Below are 15,246 nucleotides of genomic sequence, written 5' to 3'. Positions count from 1 at the left end.
CCCCCCAATCCTGGGGTGCCGTATTCGCCATGTCACTGGCTGCCTTCGTACTGGTGGCCTCGGAATTCATGCCCGTCAGCCTGCTCACCCCCATCGCCTCGGATCTGCACATCACCGAGGGCCAGGCGGGTCAGGGCATTTCCGTATCGGGGCTGTTTGCCCTGTTCACCAGCCTGTTAATCGCATCGGTCGCCGCACGGGTGGACCGCAGACCACTGCTGGTTGCCCTCACCGTGCTGATGATCGTCTCCGGCGCAGTGGTGGCGTTCGCCCCCAACTATTGGGTATTCATGATCGGCCGGGCCGTGATCGGCGTCGCGATTGGCGGATTCTGGTCCTTGTCGGCAGCCACCGCCATGCGCCTGGTCCCACAAGAGCAGATCACTCGGGCCATGGCCATTGTCAACGGTGGCAACGCACTGGCGACCGTAGTCGCGGCCCCTTTGGGCAGTTTTCTCGGAGCACTCATCGGCTGGCGCGGCGCGTTCCTGTCGCTGCTCCCCATCGCCGTCGTGGCCTGTGCATGGCTGCTGGCAAGCCTTCCCTCCATGAAACCGCAAGGCGGATCGAGCAGCAGCAATGTGTTCCCCTTGCTGAAAACTGCACCCGTCGCCTTGGGCATGCTCGCGATCAGCGTGTTTTTCATGGGCCAGTTCATGCTGTTCACCTACCTGCGTCCGTTTCTGGAAACGGTCACGCACGTCAGCGTTTCCACCCTCTCATTGATGCTCCTGGGGCTCGGAGTGGCCGGGCTGGCCGGAACGTTCCTGATCGAGGCCTTCCTGAAGCATGGGCTGCACCGCACGCTGATCGTCATTCCCCTGCTGATGTCAGCGGTGGCCCTGGCGCTGGTTGCCTTCGGCAGCTCGACGACGGTAACCGCTGTACTGCTCGGCTTTTGGGGACTGGTGGCGACGGCCGCACCGGTGGGCTGGTGGACCTGGCTTGCGAAGACACTGCCGGACGACGCCGATGCCGGCGGCGGCCTGATGGTGGCGATCATCCAGTTGGCCATCGCCTCTGGCGCCATCGTCGGCGGGCTGATATTCGACGCAAGCGGCTACCGTGCAACCTTCGAGTCCAGCGCAGCGTTGTTGGCAATGGCCGCGATTCTGGCGGCGATTGCAGGACGCGCCACATCCCGTGCATCGGCTTTCAGCCGCGCAGCAACGGACTAGGTGCCAGATCACTGCCCGCCCTTGCCCAGAACGCTTCGGCCGACTGGCCCAGATGGCCTTTTGGCCGAGTCAAATGAATCTCCAGCGGTATGTCCCAGTCTTCGTCGAGCGCCCTGACCAGCCGGCCTTCCTGAACTTCCTGCTCCGTCAGGCTCTTGGGTAGCCAGGCGACGCCTTTGCTTTCCAGCGCCATCGACATCAGCACGGCCGCGAGATGGCTGCTGAACAGAGGCTGCAGATGAAGGTAGTCCTCCTTGCCCCGAAGGCGGTGAGCAACGATCCGCCCCAGACCTGATTGATGGGTATAGGCCAGGTAAGGAAGTGCCGCCGGCGACGTACCGAAATGAACACCGGCACTGGCGAGCGGTACCAGAACATCCTCACCCACCTTCTTGCTGACGAACTGGTCGGGAGCCAGCAGCGGTGGGACGTCGGGGTGACGATGGCAGAGCAGAAACTGAACCTGGCCGTGTATCAGCATCTGCTCGCAGACGGCCATGCTGTCGGAATGAAGCTGCACCGCTTCGATCGGCGCACCGGTTTCGGAGCTGCGCAGCCACTTGGGGAAAAACGTGAACGACAGCGAATGGGTCGCAGCGAACTTGAGTGACCGGGCCGACACGCCCGCCACTTCCTGAGCCTCGTTGCGCAGCCGGTAAAGGTGCCGGGCCGCCTCCTGCGCGCCGGGTAGAATCTTGCGCCCTGCCTCCGTCAACGTCGCGCCATGGGGCGTGCGCACGAGCAATTCCACACCCATCCAGTTTTCCAGCGAACGGACCCTGCGGCTGAAAGCCGGCTGGGTGATGTGACGTGCTTCGGCGGCGCGCACGAAGCTGCCGTATTCGGCAAGCGCCGACAGATCTTCAAGCCAGACGAGTTCCACAGGCCATGCCTTCTGTGCATAGGGTTCGGCATTAATAGCATTGGGCGGGTGACTGCGCAAAGCATAACGTGAGGCCACAACCAACAAGAGGAATCCTCCATGCGCATCGTGGACATTCGTGAAAAGACCGTCTCCATTGCCTCCCCCATTGCCAACGCCTACATCGACTTCTCCAAGATGACCTGCTCGGTGGTGGCCGTGATCACGGACGTGATTCGCGATGGCAAGCCTGTGATCGGCTATGGCTTCAACTCCAATGGTCGTTACGGTCAGGGCGCGCTGATGCGCGACCGCTTCCTGGCACGCATCGCCGAAGCCGATCCCGACACCCTGATCGATTCGGCAAACGACAACCTCGATCCGTTCGCCATCTGGAAAACCCTGATGACCAACGAAAAGCCGGGCGGTCATGGCGAGCGCTCGGTCGCCGTCGGCACCCTGGACATGGCGGTGTGGGATGCGGTCGCCAAGATCGAAGGCAAGCCGCTGTATCGCCTGCTGGCGGACCGCTACCGCAAAGGCGTCGCGGACGACAAGGTCTGGGTCTACGCGGCGGGTGGTTATTACTATCCCGGCAAGGACCAGACCAAGCTCAAGGCCGAGATGCAAAGCTACCTGGACCGCGGCTACGACGTCGTCAAGATGAAGATCGGTGCCGTACCGCTGGATGAAGACATCCGCCGTATCGAAGCCGTTCTCGAGGTGGTAGGCGATGGCCGTCGACTGGCCGTGGATGCCAACGGCCGCTTCGATTTGCAGACCGGCATCGCCTATGCCGAAGCGATCAAGCAGTACAACCTGTTCTGGTATGAGGAAGTCGGTGATCCGCTGGACTACGCCCTCCAGGCCGAACTGGCCAATCATTACGAACTGCCCATGGCCACCGGCGAGAACCTGTTTTCCCATCAGGACGCCCGCAACCTGCTGCGTCACGGAGGCATGCGTCCCGATCGCGACTACCTGCAGTTCGACTGCGCGTTGTCCTACGGGCTCGTGGAATACATGCGCACCCTGAAGGTGATGGAAGAGCTGGGCTGGTCTTCGCGCCGGGTGGTGCCGCACGGTGGCCACCAGATGTCGCTGAACATCGCCGCCGGCCTGCACCTGGGCGGCAACGAATCCTACCCGGATGTGTTCCAGCCATTTGGCGGCTTCGCCGACGGCATTCAGGTCGAAAACGGTTATGTCGGCCTACCTGACATTCCGGGCGTCGGCTTCGAAGCCAAGTCGGCCCTGTACGCCGTCATGCGCGAATTGGGCGAAGGCTGACCGCCGCCCTTCTGTGGCCTGCCCAGAACAGGCCGCAGACGCCGGCGTCGGACACCGACGCCACGCCACACGCCCATCACAACAATAAAATGAGGTGCTCTCGTGGAAGTCTCCAGATCTCGCTGGTACGGCCAGCTGTATGTCCAAGTGTTGATCGGCATCGTCATCGGTGCCGCCATCGGCTATTTCGCCCCCGACATCGGCGACAAGCTTCAACCCTTTGCCGATGGTTTCATCAAGCTGATCAAAATGCTTCTGGCACCCATCATTTTCGGTACCGTCGTCGTCGGCATCGCAAAAATGGGTAGCATCAAGGAGGTTGGCCGCATCGGCGTCAAAGCCCTGATCTACTTCGAGATCCTTTCGACCATTGCGTTGGTCGTAGGCTTGATCGTGGTCAATATCGTCAAGCCCGGCGTCGGCATGAACATCAACGTCAATGCACTCGACGCCAGTGCCATCAACAAATACAGCCAGGCGGCCAGCGAACAAGGCGGTACGGTCGAATTCTTCCTCAACATCATCCCGCACACCTTCGTCGGTGCGTTTTCCAACGGCGTGATGCTGCAGGTCATACTACTGTCGGTACTGATGGGCATCGCGCTGGTTCAATTGGGCGAAGTCAGCAAGCCGCTGATCAATACCATCGATCTCTTCCTGCAAGGGCTGTTCAAGATCGTCGCCATGGTCATGCGCCTGGCGCCGCTCGGCGCAGGCGCCGGCATGGCGTTCACCATCGGCAAATACGGCATCGGTACCTTGCTGTCCCTCGGCCAGTTGCTGGTCGCGCTCTATATCACGACGCTGATATTCATTGTGGTCGTGCTGGGCGCGGTAGCCCGCTGGTCGGGGATGCCGCTGATGCAGTTTCTGCGCTACTTCAAGGACGAAATACTCATCACGCTGGGCACCTGCTCCACCGAGGCGGTGTTGCCGCGCATGATGGTCAAGCTGGAGAAGCTGGGTTGCAGGAAATCGGTCGTGGGCATGGTCCTGCCTACCGGGTACACGTTCAACGCCGACGGCACTTGCATCTACCTGACCATGGCAGCGATCTTCATCGCCCAGGCGACCAATACCCCCCTGACGTTCGCCGACCAGATGATTCTGCTGGCCGTGTTCCTGCTGACATCCAAAGGCTCGGCGGGCGTGGCAGGTGCCGGATTCGTCACGCTGGCGGCTACGCTGACCACCATTCACTCCATCCCTCTGGTGGGTCTGGTGCTGCTGCTAGGTATCGACCGGTTCCTCAACGAAGCCCGCGCGGTGACCAACCTGATCGGAAACGGCATCGGCACCATCGCGATTGCAAAGTGGGACAACTCGTTCGACGTCGAAACCTGCCAGCGTGAACTGGCAGCCATGAAAGACGAAAAGGCCGCGAAAAAAGCGCTGCTGGCGCAAAAGTGAGAGGCCGTGCTCGCCACGTCTGGGCATCACGACTCATGGCGCAGGACCGTTGAGTACACCGATTAAACGTTGTTACAACTCACTAGGCCATGACGGTCTGGTTTTTGGATGCCCTTAAAGGCTGACGACAGATAAACAATCGCGCGTAAAAATGGTGTCCCAGGCGGGGTTCGAACCTGCAACCTTCCCCTTAGGAGGGGGATGCTCTATCCAATTGAGCTACTGAGACACACAGCGGCGTACCGGGCGGCACGACGAACGGCATGCATGTTACCCAGCCAGGCCCGGTTTGTCATGCAGCATGGAAAGGATTTTGTCTCGTTGAGTCGCTCGAAAACCTAGCTTCGGCGTTCATGCATTTTGCAATACTCAACTGCACTCGGCAGTGCAGGATGCAATATCAAATTGCCTTGAGCACTGTGCATACCGCTGAAATCACTGGGTTTTTCCCAATCTCTGAAGTTGGCACGCCGCCTGCTATATTCGATGCTGAACCACGCTTCGACATTCAGGCTGCGGAGAATTTCAATGAACAGCGTACTCTTGATGCTCAACGCTATGACATTGGTCATCCTCATCGGCTTTCAGTTCCACAGCCAGGCCACTGACCCTGCACTGGTCCATGTCGATGCCGCTCGCTTTATCCCCGCCCCCGTCGCTCGCGTTGCGTCTTCCAGTACCGAGGCGCCGCTCAGGGCCGCCAAGGGCGTCAGCGAGCCCGCCACGACCCAGCGCACTGAACGCTATACCTTTTAAGGAGTTGCAGATGTCGAGATACGCCTTGGCATTCATGTTGATTGCCATAGCCTGTTGGACCAGCGCGTTCGCGTTCGGACAACACGCGTCTGCCTTGGGGATCGCGTTGCAAGCCGTGGGCGGTATCGCCAGTCTTGCGTTGTTGCTGGCGCTGATCAAAGGTCGCAGGATCAAATTCGATCCCCTGTTGCGCTAATCGCTCACAAGATCGACACCTGTCGGCAATCAATGCTAGCAAATGGCCCAGATGTCACTATGCTACCCCCCAAGGTAGCTCGCGCGTGCTGTGCGCAGTATGCACAAAGCGGGTCAGAGCACCTCTTGAAGAGATCTCCACTCTGTATGTGAACGTGTCCTGGCAGATGCGGCCAGCCTGTGCAAAATACAGTGCAGGAGGGGCTGGCAAAATGCCACGATTCGGATCATTATTTGTCACAGAATTGGCGTCAAAGCTATGTCGCATTAGTGCATCATAGCGCCGCATCGGCAGGCTGGAACAATTTGCCGATCGGCGTGTCCTAACCGACATCCTGCGGCCTACTTCAAGAACCGCTCCCCCTGAACTTATCGGTCATCACTATGCGCCCACTCAAACAGGCTGTTTACTCCAGCCGCACGGCTGACAAATTTGTAGTACGTCTTCCTGACGGGATGCGTGAGCAGATTGCTGAGGTGGCTCGTAACCATCACCGCAGCATGAACTCTGAGATCATCGCACGCCTGGAACAGAGCCTGATCCAGGAAGGTGCCTTGGGTGAAGAGTTGAGCATGAAGATGGACAGCCCGGAATTGTCCCTGCATGAGCGTGAGCTCCTGCAGCGTTTCCGTCAGCTGTCGCACCGACAGCAAAATGCACTGGTGTCCTTGATCGCCCATGACGTCGAGGCCGCAGCCGAAGCGTCATGAACACCGCCGCAAAAAAAAGCCAGCTCTAGAGCTGGCTTTTTTGTGGGTGACGAAAGGCTCAGGCCGCAGCGTGAACGCGCGCGCCCAGCACACGATCGACTACCACCGCCACGAGCAGCACAGCAACCGACGGCACCAGCCAGGCCAGGCCTTGTTCACTCAGCGGAAGGTCGAGCAAGGATGCTGGCAACCACTGCGAAAGGCCCGCGCCCTTGATCGCATCGATGAGGCCGAACAGCAACGAGACAAGCATCACCGGGCCAAGAATGCGCGACTGCGAATACCACAACCCGGCGCAGAAACTCAGCGCCACCAGCACGATGCAGGGCGGATAGATGGCGGTCAGCACAGGGATGGAAAACGCGATCAGCTTGGTCAAGCCCAGGTTGGATACCAGGAGCGAGAACAGCGCCAGCAAGAGCACCAGCGTCTTGTAGGACAGTGGGAGGACTCGGCTGAAATACTCGGCGCAGGCGCAGGTCAGGCCAACAGCCGTCACGAGGCATGCCAGCGAGATCAGCACGGCCAGGAAACCACTGCCCAGCCCGCCGAAGGTGTGCTGCACATAGGCATGCAGAACTGCAGCGCCGTTGGTAGCACCGGCCGCTACGGCGTGGCTGCCCGACCCAAGACGAAACAGACTGATGTACACTAGGGCCAGCCCTACTCCGGCAATCAGCCCGGCGATGATCGCGTAGCGCGTGATCAGCTTGGGCGACTCGACGCCTCTGGAGCGAATGGCATTGACGATGACGATGCCGAACACCAGCGCACCCAACGTATCCATGGTCAGGTAACCATTGATGAAGCCGAGTGAAAATGGCGCAGCGACATACTCGGGCACCGCATCACCGCTGGGACCTACCGGCAAGGCAAACGCAGCGATACCCAATACGGCCAGAGCAATGATTTTCAGCGGAGCCAGAAACCGTCCTACGGTATCGAGCAGGCGCCCGGGGTAGAGTGAAACGATGTATACCAGCAGGAAGTACACCGCGCTGTAGAGAAACAGCGCCAGCGGCGTTTCACCGGTCAAGGGCGCCAGGCCTACGGCAAACGACACGGTGGCGGTGCGCGGCGTTGCGAACAACGGGCCGACCGCCAGATAGCACACGGCGGCCAACAGACCACCCGCCAGCTTGCCGATCGGGCTGCTCAGCGCATCCATCGAACCGCCGACCCTGGCCAGCGCCACCACGGTGATCACCGGCAGACCTACCGCCGTCACCAGGAAGCCCAATGCCGCCATCCAGACGTTCGGCCCAGCCTGCAGGCCGACGAAGGGTGGAAAGATGATATTGCCCGCGCCTACGAACAAGGCGAACGTCATGAAACCAAGCGCCAGAATATCCTGGCCTTTAAGCACTTTCATTGGAAGGAAACCACGTCAATAGATTGGAATTGAGAGAGGTTTTCCCCATGGATTGAGGGAAACACGGTCGACCGGATGAGGCCAGACTGAATGCGCAGGCGGCTGCCTTGTGAGCGGGCCCGGCAAAATGGCGCGTAGAGTAGCGAAATTCGACGCCCCTCGCACTGTTGCAGTGCGAAGTGTCCGCTGAGTGCACCTGAGTGTCGCATCGGTGCAAGACTCAGCGGAAACGATACAGCTTGTTCCAGAAGCCTCAGGCGTGAGGCCCGGACTTACAGCGCCATGTCGGCCGCTGGGTTGCTTTCAGCTTTCGGTGCCGTCTGGCCTTCGATCGGGTTGGCAGCGGCAGCGGCCTGGTCGATCACAGGAGGAGCAACGGCCAACTGCAGAATCTTCGCGGTGTAGTTCCACTCTTTCTGCACAGCTTCCGGCGAGTTGTTCAGCGCAGTACCGTAGCTAGGCACGATCTGGCGCAGCTTGGCTTGCCACTCGGGCGTCGCGACCTTGTCCTTGAACGCCTTTTCCAGCACGTTGATCATGATCGGTGCAGCCGTCGATGCGCCAGGCGATGCACCCAGCAAACCAGCAATGCTGCTGTCCTTGGAAACGACGATTTCAGTACCCAGTTTCAGCACGCCGCCCTTGTCTGCGTCACGCTTGATGATCTGCACGCGCTGGCCAGCCTGCCACAGGCGCCAGTCTTCTTTCTTGGCGTGCGGGAAGTACTGCTTCAAGGCTTCGAAGCGATCGTCGTCCGACAGCATGACCTGACCGGCCAGGTATTCGATCAGCGGGTACTGCTCGATGCCGACCTTGGTCATGGGCCATACGTTGTGCAGGTTGGTGCTGGTCAGCAGGTCCAGGTACGAACCGTTCTTCAGGAACTTGGTCGAGAAGGTGGCGAATGGGCCAAACAGAACCACACGCTTGCCGTCCAGGACACGGGTGTCCAGGTGCGGAACGGACATGGGCGGTGCACCGGTCGATGCGATGCCGTAGGCCTTGGCCATATGCTGCATGGCCACACTTGGGTTCTCGGTCACCAGGAACGAGCCGCCCACTGGGAACCCACCGTATTCCTTGGCTTCTGGAATACCCGAATCCTGCAGCAGATGCAGGGCAGCGCCACCGGCACCGATGAACACGAACTTGGCGTCGGTCTCGGTCTTGGTGCCGTCTTTCAGGTTCTTGTAGGTCACGCGCCACGAACCATCGTCATTGCGCTTGATGTCTTCAACTTCGCTGGAAAGCTTCAGGTCGAAGCCTTTCTGGTCCTTCAGGTGACCGACGTACTGACGAGTAATCTCGCCGAAGTTCATGTCGGTACCCAGCGGGCTCCAGGTGACGGCCAGTTTCTGATTAGGGTCGCGACCCTCCATCATCAACGGTACCCACTTCTTGATCTGCTCGTGATCCTGGGAGAACTGCATGCCGGCGAACAGCGGGCTCGCCTTCAGCGCTTCATAGCGCTTCTTGAGGAACTCAATGTTGTTGTCGCCCCAGACGAAGCTCATGTGCGGAGTGGAGTTGATGAACGTGCGTGGGTTCTTCAACACCCCCACCGTCACCTGGTGAGCCCAGAACTGACGGGAAATCTGGAAGGCTTCGTTGATCTCGATCGCCTTGGCGATCTGGACCTTGCCGTCCTTGTCTTCCGGGGTGTAGTTCAGCTCGGCCAGGGCCGAGTGGCCGGTACCCGCGTTGTTCCATCCATTGGAGCTTTCTTCGGCGACAGCGTCCAGGCGCTCGACCATTTCCATCGACCAGCTCGGCTCGAGCTCGTTGAGCAGCACGCCCAGCGTGGCGCTCATGACACCGCCGCCGATCAGCAGGACGTCGACTTTCTTCGCTTCGGCCGCTTGTGCCGACACCATCCCGATGGACAGAGCCAGACCCAGCAGCGCTGTGTTCGCTTTCTTCAACATTCAGAAATTCCTAGGATAGAACGTCATCCATCCGTCGTCGCGACCCGGAACAGCCAGCATTCATTGGCAAATCCAGCGCACACGGGCATTCAGAGGGACTGACGGGCAGACATACAAGACCGTACGACAGTGCTCGGTCTCACTTTCATGTCTCTCCTGCGCTGACTTCTTCTTGTTGAATATTGTCTTCAGCTACTTGAGCGACGCTGAATCCTGCGGCTGCCGAAGCAGGGCCGTACAGAATTCCACCAACTTGATTTGAACCGCTTGATTCGACCCACTGACACAGACGTCAACCACGCTCGGAAGAGACGATTTAACGTTTCAGCGAGCTGCGACAATCTGGCGGGTCGACATAGTACATGAGGCTCGCTAACGCAACCATCCCAAAGTCGCAGAAAGCTTGTACTGTCCCTGCAACAATCGTCTCGATTCGTTGTCGCCGTGAACTTATCTTCCAGAAACACAAAAGCCACCCGAAGGTGGCTTTTGCGACTACACGTGCAGGTAAGCGAAGCTTACTTGACCGCCCAGCCAGTCAGCTCGGCCAAGGCCTTGCCGATATCAGCCAGCGAACGCACGGTTTTCACACCAGCGTCCTGCAGGGCAGCAAACTTCTCATCTGCAGTGCCCTTGCCGCCCGAGATGATTGCACCGGCATGGCCCATGCGCTTGCCTGGAGGGGCAGTCACACCAGCGATGTAGGAAACGACCGGCTTGGTCACGTGTGCCTTGATGTAGGCAGCGGCTTCTTCTTCGGCCGAACCACCGATCTCGCCGATCATGACGATCGCTTCGGTCTGTGGGTCTTCCTGGAACAGCTTCAGGATGTCGATGAAGTTCGAGCCCGGGATCGGGTCACCACCGATACCGACGCAGGTCGACTGACCGAAACCGGCGTCGGTGGTCTGCTTGACGGCTTCATAGGTCAGGGTGCCGGAACGCGACACGATACCGACCTTGCCTGGCAAGTGGATGTGGCCTGGCATGATGCCGATCTTGCACTCGCCCGGAGTGATCACGCCTGGGCAGTTAGGGCCGATCAGGATGACACCCAGCTCGTCGCACTTGACCTTGGCTTCCAGCATATCGATGGTCGGAATGCCTTCGGTGATGCAGACGATCAGCTTGATGCCGCCGAACGCCGCTTCAAGGATGGAATCCTTGCAGAAAGGAGCCGGTACGTAGATGACCGAGGCGGTAGCGCCTGTGGTTTCCACGGCTTCTTTCACGGTGTTGAACACAGGCAGGTTCAGGTGGGTGGTACCACCCTTGCCCGGAGTCACGCCGCCAACCATCTTGGTGCCGTAGGCGATGGCCTGTTCGGAGTGGAAAGTACCCTGCGAGCCGGTGAAGCCCTGGCAGATGACCTTGGTGTCTTTATTGATCAGGACGCTCATTACTTGCCCTCCGCAGCTTTGACAACTTGTTGAGCAGCGTCGGTCAGGCTGGTGGCTGCGATGATGTTCAGACCGCTTTCCGCCAGTACTTTAGCGCCCAGTTCAGCGTTGTTGCCTTCAAGGCGCACAACCACCGGGATTTTCACGCCGACTTCCTTCACCGCACCGATGATGCCTTCGGCAATCATGTCGCAACGAACGATGCCGCCGAAGATGTTGACCAGTACGGCCGCGACATTGGTGTCGGACAGAATGATCTTGAACGCTTCGGTCACGCGTTCCTTGGTAGCACCGCCGCCAACGTCGAGGAAGTTGGCTGGCTTGCCGCCGTGCAGGTTGACGATGTCCATGGTACCCATGGCCAGGCCCGCACCGTTGACCATGCAGCCGATGTTGCCTTCCAGCGCCACGTAGTTCAGTTCGAACTTGGCAGCGTGCGCTTCACGCGGGTCGTCCTGCGAAGGATCGTGGAAACCCTTCAGCTTGGGCTGACGGTACATGGCGTTGGCGTCGATGTTGATCTTGGCATCGAGGCAATGCAGATCGCCGTCCGCCTTGATGACCAACGGGTTGACTTCCAGCAGGGCCAGGTCGTGGTCCTGGAACAGCTTGGCCAGGCCAACGAAGATCTTGGCGAACTGGGCAACCTGCTTGCCTTCCAGACCCAGCTGGAATGCCAGCTCGCGGCCCTGGAACGGCTGAGCGCCGACCAACGGATCGATGGTGGACTTGAGGATCTTCTCGGGGGTGTCGTGAGCGATCTTCTCGATGTCCACGCCACCTTCGGTGGAAGCCATGAACACGATGCGACGGCTGGAGCGGTCCACTACGGCGCCCAGATACAGCTCTTTGGCGATATCGGTGCAGGACTCGACCAGGATCTTGGTGACAGGCTGACCGTTGGCATCAGTCTGGTAAGTCACCAGACGCTTGCCCAGCCACTGCTGAGCGAAAGCCTTGGCGTCTTCCTTGCTGCGAACCAGCTTTACACCACCAGCTTTACCACGGCCACCGGCGTGGACCTGGGCCTTGACGACCCACTCGCTGCCGCCGATCTTGTCGCAGGCTTCTGCGGCTTCTTCGGGGGTGTCTACCGCGTAACCCTTGGATACTGGCAGGCCGTATTCAGCGAACAGCTGCTTACCCTGATACTCGTGAAGATTCATGCTTATTACCGTCTTCGTTAGGTACTGCGCTTTTCGGCGCTGCGCTTCGTGATTGAAGTGCCGCGCCACCTGTGACTGCTACTCGCCGGTTGACCGACGAGGCGAGTCCGGCGGACGTTCCGCGGCACCCCTGCGAACAGGGCATGCGACGGGCAATCCACCGTGGTTTCTTATTGTTTAACGCTTCTTGCGGTTGGCGATGTGGATGGCGCCGCCATTCACGGCCAGGGCCGCTTCGTGCAGGGCTTCCGACAGCGTCGGATGCGAGAAGACCATCATGCCCAGGTCTTCGGCACTGGTGCCGAATTCCATGGCGATGGCGCCCTGCTGAACCAGTTCTGCGGCGCTCGGGCCGATCACGTGGACACCCAGTACGCGGTCGGTCTTGGCATCGGCGATGACCTTGACGAAACCGCCGGTGTCGTTGGCTGCCATTGCACGACCACTGGCCGCGAACGGGAAGCTGCCGACGTTGACTTCAACGCCTTCGGCCTTGAGCGCCTGCTCGGTCTTGCCGACCCATGCAATTTCCGGGTGGGTGTAGATGACCGATGGAATCAGATCGTAGTTCATCACGGCCTTGTGGCCCTTGATGCGCTCGACGACCATGATGCCTTCCTCGGACGCCTTGTGCGCCAGCATCAGACCACGGACCACGTCACCAATGGCATAGACGCCAGGGACGCTGGTCGCGCAGTAGTCATCGACATAGATGAAGCCGCGCTCGTCGATGTCAACGCCGCTGTCCGAAGCCAGCAGGTCGGTGGTCACCGGACGACGGCCCACGGCGACGATCAGCTTGTCGAAAGTGATCGACTGCTCGCCATTGGCATCGGTGTACTTGACCACGACTTCTTCGCCCTGAACCTCGGAGCCGGTCACGCGAGCGCCGAGCTTGATGTCCAGGCCTTGCTTGGTCATGGTCTTCAGGGCTTCCTTGGACACCGCGGTGTCGGCAGCCATGAGGAACGTGTCCAGCGCTTCGAGCACGGTGACCTGAGCGCCAAGGCGCGACCATACCGAACCCAGTTCCAGACCGATCACGCCGGCACCGATAACGCCGAGACGCTTGGGCACCTGCTGGAATTCCAGCGCACCGGTGGAGTCGACGATGATCTTCTGGTCGACCGGCGCCGGTGGAATGTCGATCGGACGCGAGCCGGAAGCCAGAATGACGTTGTCGGCTTCGACGACTTCAACGCCGTTGGGGCCGGTCACTTCGACTTTCTTGCCAGCCAGCAGTTTGCCGTGGCCTTGCAGGACGGTCACACCGTTGGACTTGAACAGGCCGGCAACGCCGCCAGTCAGGTTCTTGACGATGTTGGACTTGCGACCAATCATCGCCGGGACGTCCATGGTCACGCCGGCATGGTTGATACCGTGGATGGCAAAGCCGTCCTGGGCTTCGTGGAATTTCCACGAGCTGTCCAGCAGTGCCTTGGACGGAATGCAACCCACGTTCAGGCAAGTACCGCCGAGGGCCAGCTTGCCCTCGCCGTCTTGATACTTCTCGATACAGGCAGTCTTGAGGCCCAGTTGTGCGGCCTTGATGGCAGCGACGTAGCCACCAGGGCCTGCGCCAATCACTACCACGTCGAATTTCTGAGTCATAAAACAATTCCTATTAGCGGCATGCTTGAAGCCCAGCCAACGGGACCCGGATCAAGCTGCGTGGGCTCGATGGCGGATCCCGCTACCTGTGGCTGCCTTGTCAGATATCCAGCAACAGACGAGCTGGATCTTCCAGCAGGTTCTTGATGGTCACCAGGAACGTCACGGCTTCCTTACCATCGATCAGGCGGTGGTCATAGGACAGCGCCAGGTACATCATCGGGCGGATGACCACTTGGCCGTTGATCGCCATGGGACGCTGCAGAATGTTGTGCATGCCCAGGATGGCCGCCTGCGGCGGGTTGACGATCGGGGTCGACATCATCGAACCGAAGGTACCACCGTTGGTGATGGTAAAGGTACCCCCGGTCATTTCGTCCATCGACAGCTTGCCGTCGCGCGCTTTCTTGCCGAAGGTGGCGATGCCGCCTTCGATCTCGGCCAGGCTCATGGCCTCGGCATTGCGCAGGACGGGAACCACCAGGCCACGGTCGCTGGACACCGCGACACCGACGTCGGCGTAGCCGTGGTAGACGATGTCGGAGCCGTCGATCGAGGCGTTGACAGCCGGGAAGCGCTTGAGTGCCTCGGTGGCTGCCTTGACGAAGAACGACATGAAGCCCAAGCGCACGCCGTTGTGCGACTTCTCGAACAGGTCCTTGTACTTGGAGCGCAAGGCCATGACTTCGGTCATGTCGACTTCGTTGAAGGTGGTCAGCATGGCCATGTTCGACTGGGCTTCGACCAGACGTTCAGCGACCTTGGCGCGCAGACGGGTCATCGGCACGCGCTTTTCGGTACGGTCGCCGGTAGTCTGGACCACGGCGGCTGCAGCGGCAGGCATGGCAGGCTTGGCGGCCGGTGCCGATTTCTTGGCTTCGATGGCGGCAACCAGGTCTTCCTTGGTAACGCGACCGTCTTTGCCGGTGCCCTTGACGCTGTTCAGGTTGATGCCGTTTTCTTCGGCCAGCTTGCGTGCAGCGGGACCACCGATGGCGTCATCGTCGCCGGCCGCAGGCGCCGAGGCGGCCTGCGGTGCGGCGGCTTGAGGCGCGGCAGCGGCCTGAGGTGCAGCAGCAGGTGCAGCGGCGGCAGCACCGCCCTCCTCGATGGAGCCCAGGACTTCGTCCGACAGAACGGTGTCGCCTTCGTTCTTGACGATCGCGCCCAGGACGCCGTCGGCAGTGGCCAGCACTTCCAGGACGACCTTGTCGGTCTCGATGTCAACGATCAGGTCATCGCGCTTGACCGCATCGCCCGGCTGCTTGTGCCAGGTCGCAACGGTGCCGTCGGCGACCGATTCCGGGAAGGTAGGGGCTTTGATCTCGATAGCCATTATCAGTAATTCCTTAAATTCGGTTTCAGGTGCG

General features: G+C 60.0%; 13 protein-coding genes and 1 tRNA gene. 6 read left to right on the top strand and 8 right to left on the bottom strand.

Annotated elements, in window-relative coordinates; translation table 11 throughout:
- Positions 1–29 precede the first annotated feature (29 nt).
- Positions 30–1,178, top strand: coding sequence for an MFS transporter (locus tag AC788_RS06575; RefSeq protein WP_082223595.1), 1,149 nt, complete (start codon positions 30–32; stop codon positions 1,176–1,178).
- Here AC788_RS06575 and AC788_RS06570 read toward each other — a convergent pair.
- Positions 1,156–2,061, bottom strand: a complete 906-nt coding sequence (locus AC788_RS06570) for a LysR family transcriptional regulator (RefSeq protein ID WP_049859866.1) — start codon at positions 2,059–2,061, stop codon at positions 1,156–1,158. The genes AC788_RS06575 and AC788_RS06570 overlap by 23 nt on opposite strands.
- 99 nt (positions 2,062–2,160) lie before the next feature.
- Between AC788_RS06570 and AC788_RS06565 the strand changes: the two genes are divergently transcribed.
- The gene (locus AC788_RS06565) at positions 2,161–3,330 is read left to right on the top strand and encodes a mandelate racemase/muconate lactonizing enzyme family protein (protein WP_049859865.1); all 1,170 of its coding nucleotides are present in this window, start codon (positions 2,161–2,163) and stop codon (positions 3,328–3,330) included.
- Between the two features lie 102 nt (positions 3,331–3,432).
- Positions 3,433–4,740, top strand: a complete 1,308-nt coding sequence (dctA, locus tag AC788_RS06560; RefSeq protein ID WP_049859864.1) for a C4-dicarboxylate transporter DctA — start codon at positions 3,433–3,435, stop codon at positions 4,738–4,740.
- A 152-nt stretch (positions 4,741–4,892) separates the two neighbouring features.
- On the opposite strand, the gene AC788_RS06555 is transcribed toward dctA, so the two are convergent.
- Positions 4,893–4,969: transfer RNA gene (locus tag AC788_RS06555), tRNA-Arg, on the bottom strand.
- A 299-nt stretch (positions 4,970–5,268) separates the two neighbouring features.
- Between AC788_RS06555 and AC788_RS06550 the strand changes: the two genes are divergently transcribed.
- The 3 genes from AC788_RS06550 to AC788_RS06540 all read left to right on the top strand — a co-directional run bounded on the left by AC788_RS06550 (position 5,269) and on the right by AC788_RS06540 (position 6,402).
- Positions 5,269–5,496: a hypothetical protein gene (locus tag AC788_RS06550; RefSeq protein ID WP_049859863.1), complete on the top strand. Its 228-nt coding sequence runs from the start codon at positions 5,269–5,271 to the stop codon at positions 5,494–5,496.
- A 10-nt stretch (positions 5,497–5,506) separates the two neighbouring features.
- The gene (locus AC788_RS06545) at positions 5,507–5,692 is read left to right on the top strand and encodes a PA3371 family protein (RefSeq protein WP_049859862.1); all 186 of its coding nucleotides are present in this window, start codon (positions 5,507–5,509) and stop codon (positions 5,690–5,692) included.
- Positions 5,693–6,075: 383 nt separating this feature from the next.
- Positions 6,076–6,402, top strand: a complete 327-nt coding sequence (locus AC788_RS06540; protein WP_043190613.1) for an Arc family DNA-binding protein — start codon at positions 6,076–6,078, stop codon at positions 6,400–6,402.
- A 58-nt stretch (positions 6,403–6,460) separates the two neighbouring features.
- Here the strand turns inward: AC788_RS06540 and brnQ are convergent, their stop codons facing one another.
- The 6 genes from brnQ to odhB form a co-directional block, all read right to left on the bottom strand.
- Positions 6,461–7,774 (bottom strand): branched-chain amino acid transport system II carrier protein, encoded by a 1,314-nt coding sequence (gene brnQ, locus AC788_RS06535; RefSeq protein WP_049859861.1) that lies wholly within the window; start codon positions 7,772–7,774, stop codon positions 6,461–6,463.
- Positions 7,775–8,046: 272 nt separating this feature from the next.
- Entirely contained in the window at positions 8,047–9,699 is a 1,653-nt protein-coding gene (mqo, locus tag AC788_RS06530; RefSeq protein ID WP_049859860.1) for a malate dehydrogenase (quinone), read from the bottom strand.
- A gap of 518 nt (positions 9,700–10,217) precedes the next feature.
- Entirely contained in the window at positions 10,218–11,099 is an 882-nt protein-coding gene (sucD, locus tag AC788_RS06525) for a succinate--CoA ligase subunit alpha (RefSeq protein WP_049859859.1), read from the bottom strand.
- Positions 11,099–12,265 carry an ADP-forming succinate--CoA ligase subunit beta gene (sucC, locus tag AC788_RS06520; RefSeq protein ID WP_049859858.1) on the bottom strand — a complete coding sequence of 389 codons (1,167 nt, stop codon included), beginning with the start codon at positions 12,263–12,265 and terminating at the stop codon, positions 11,099–11,101. The genes sucD and sucC overlap by 1 nt, the downstream gene beginning before the upstream one ends.
- A gap of 177 nt (positions 12,266–12,442) precedes the next feature.
- Entirely contained in the window at positions 12,443–13,876 is a 1,434-nt protein-coding gene (lpdA, locus tag AC788_RS06515) for a dihydrolipoyl dehydrogenase (RefSeq protein WP_049859857.1), read from the bottom strand.
- A 100-nt stretch (positions 13,877–13,976) separates the two neighbouring features.
- On the bottom strand, positions 13,977–15,212 hold the full coding sequence (gene odhB / locus AC788_RS06510) for a 2-oxoglutarate dehydrogenase complex dihydrolipoyllysine-residue succinyltransferase (protein WP_049859856.1): 1,236 nt from the start codon (positions 15,210–15,212) through the stop codon (positions 13,977–13,979).
- Positions 15,213–15,246: the final 34 nt, after the last annotated feature.

The sequence above is a fragment of the Pseudomonas sp. RIT-PI-a genome, assembly GCF_001187875.1.
Classification (GTDB): Bacteria; Pseudomonadota; Gammaproteobacteria; order Pseudomonadales; family Pseudomonadaceae; genus Aquipseudomonas; species Aquipseudomonas coleopterorum.
Note: the sequence above shows the minus strand (reverse complement) of the source record. Positions and strands in the feature narration are given on the sequence as shown.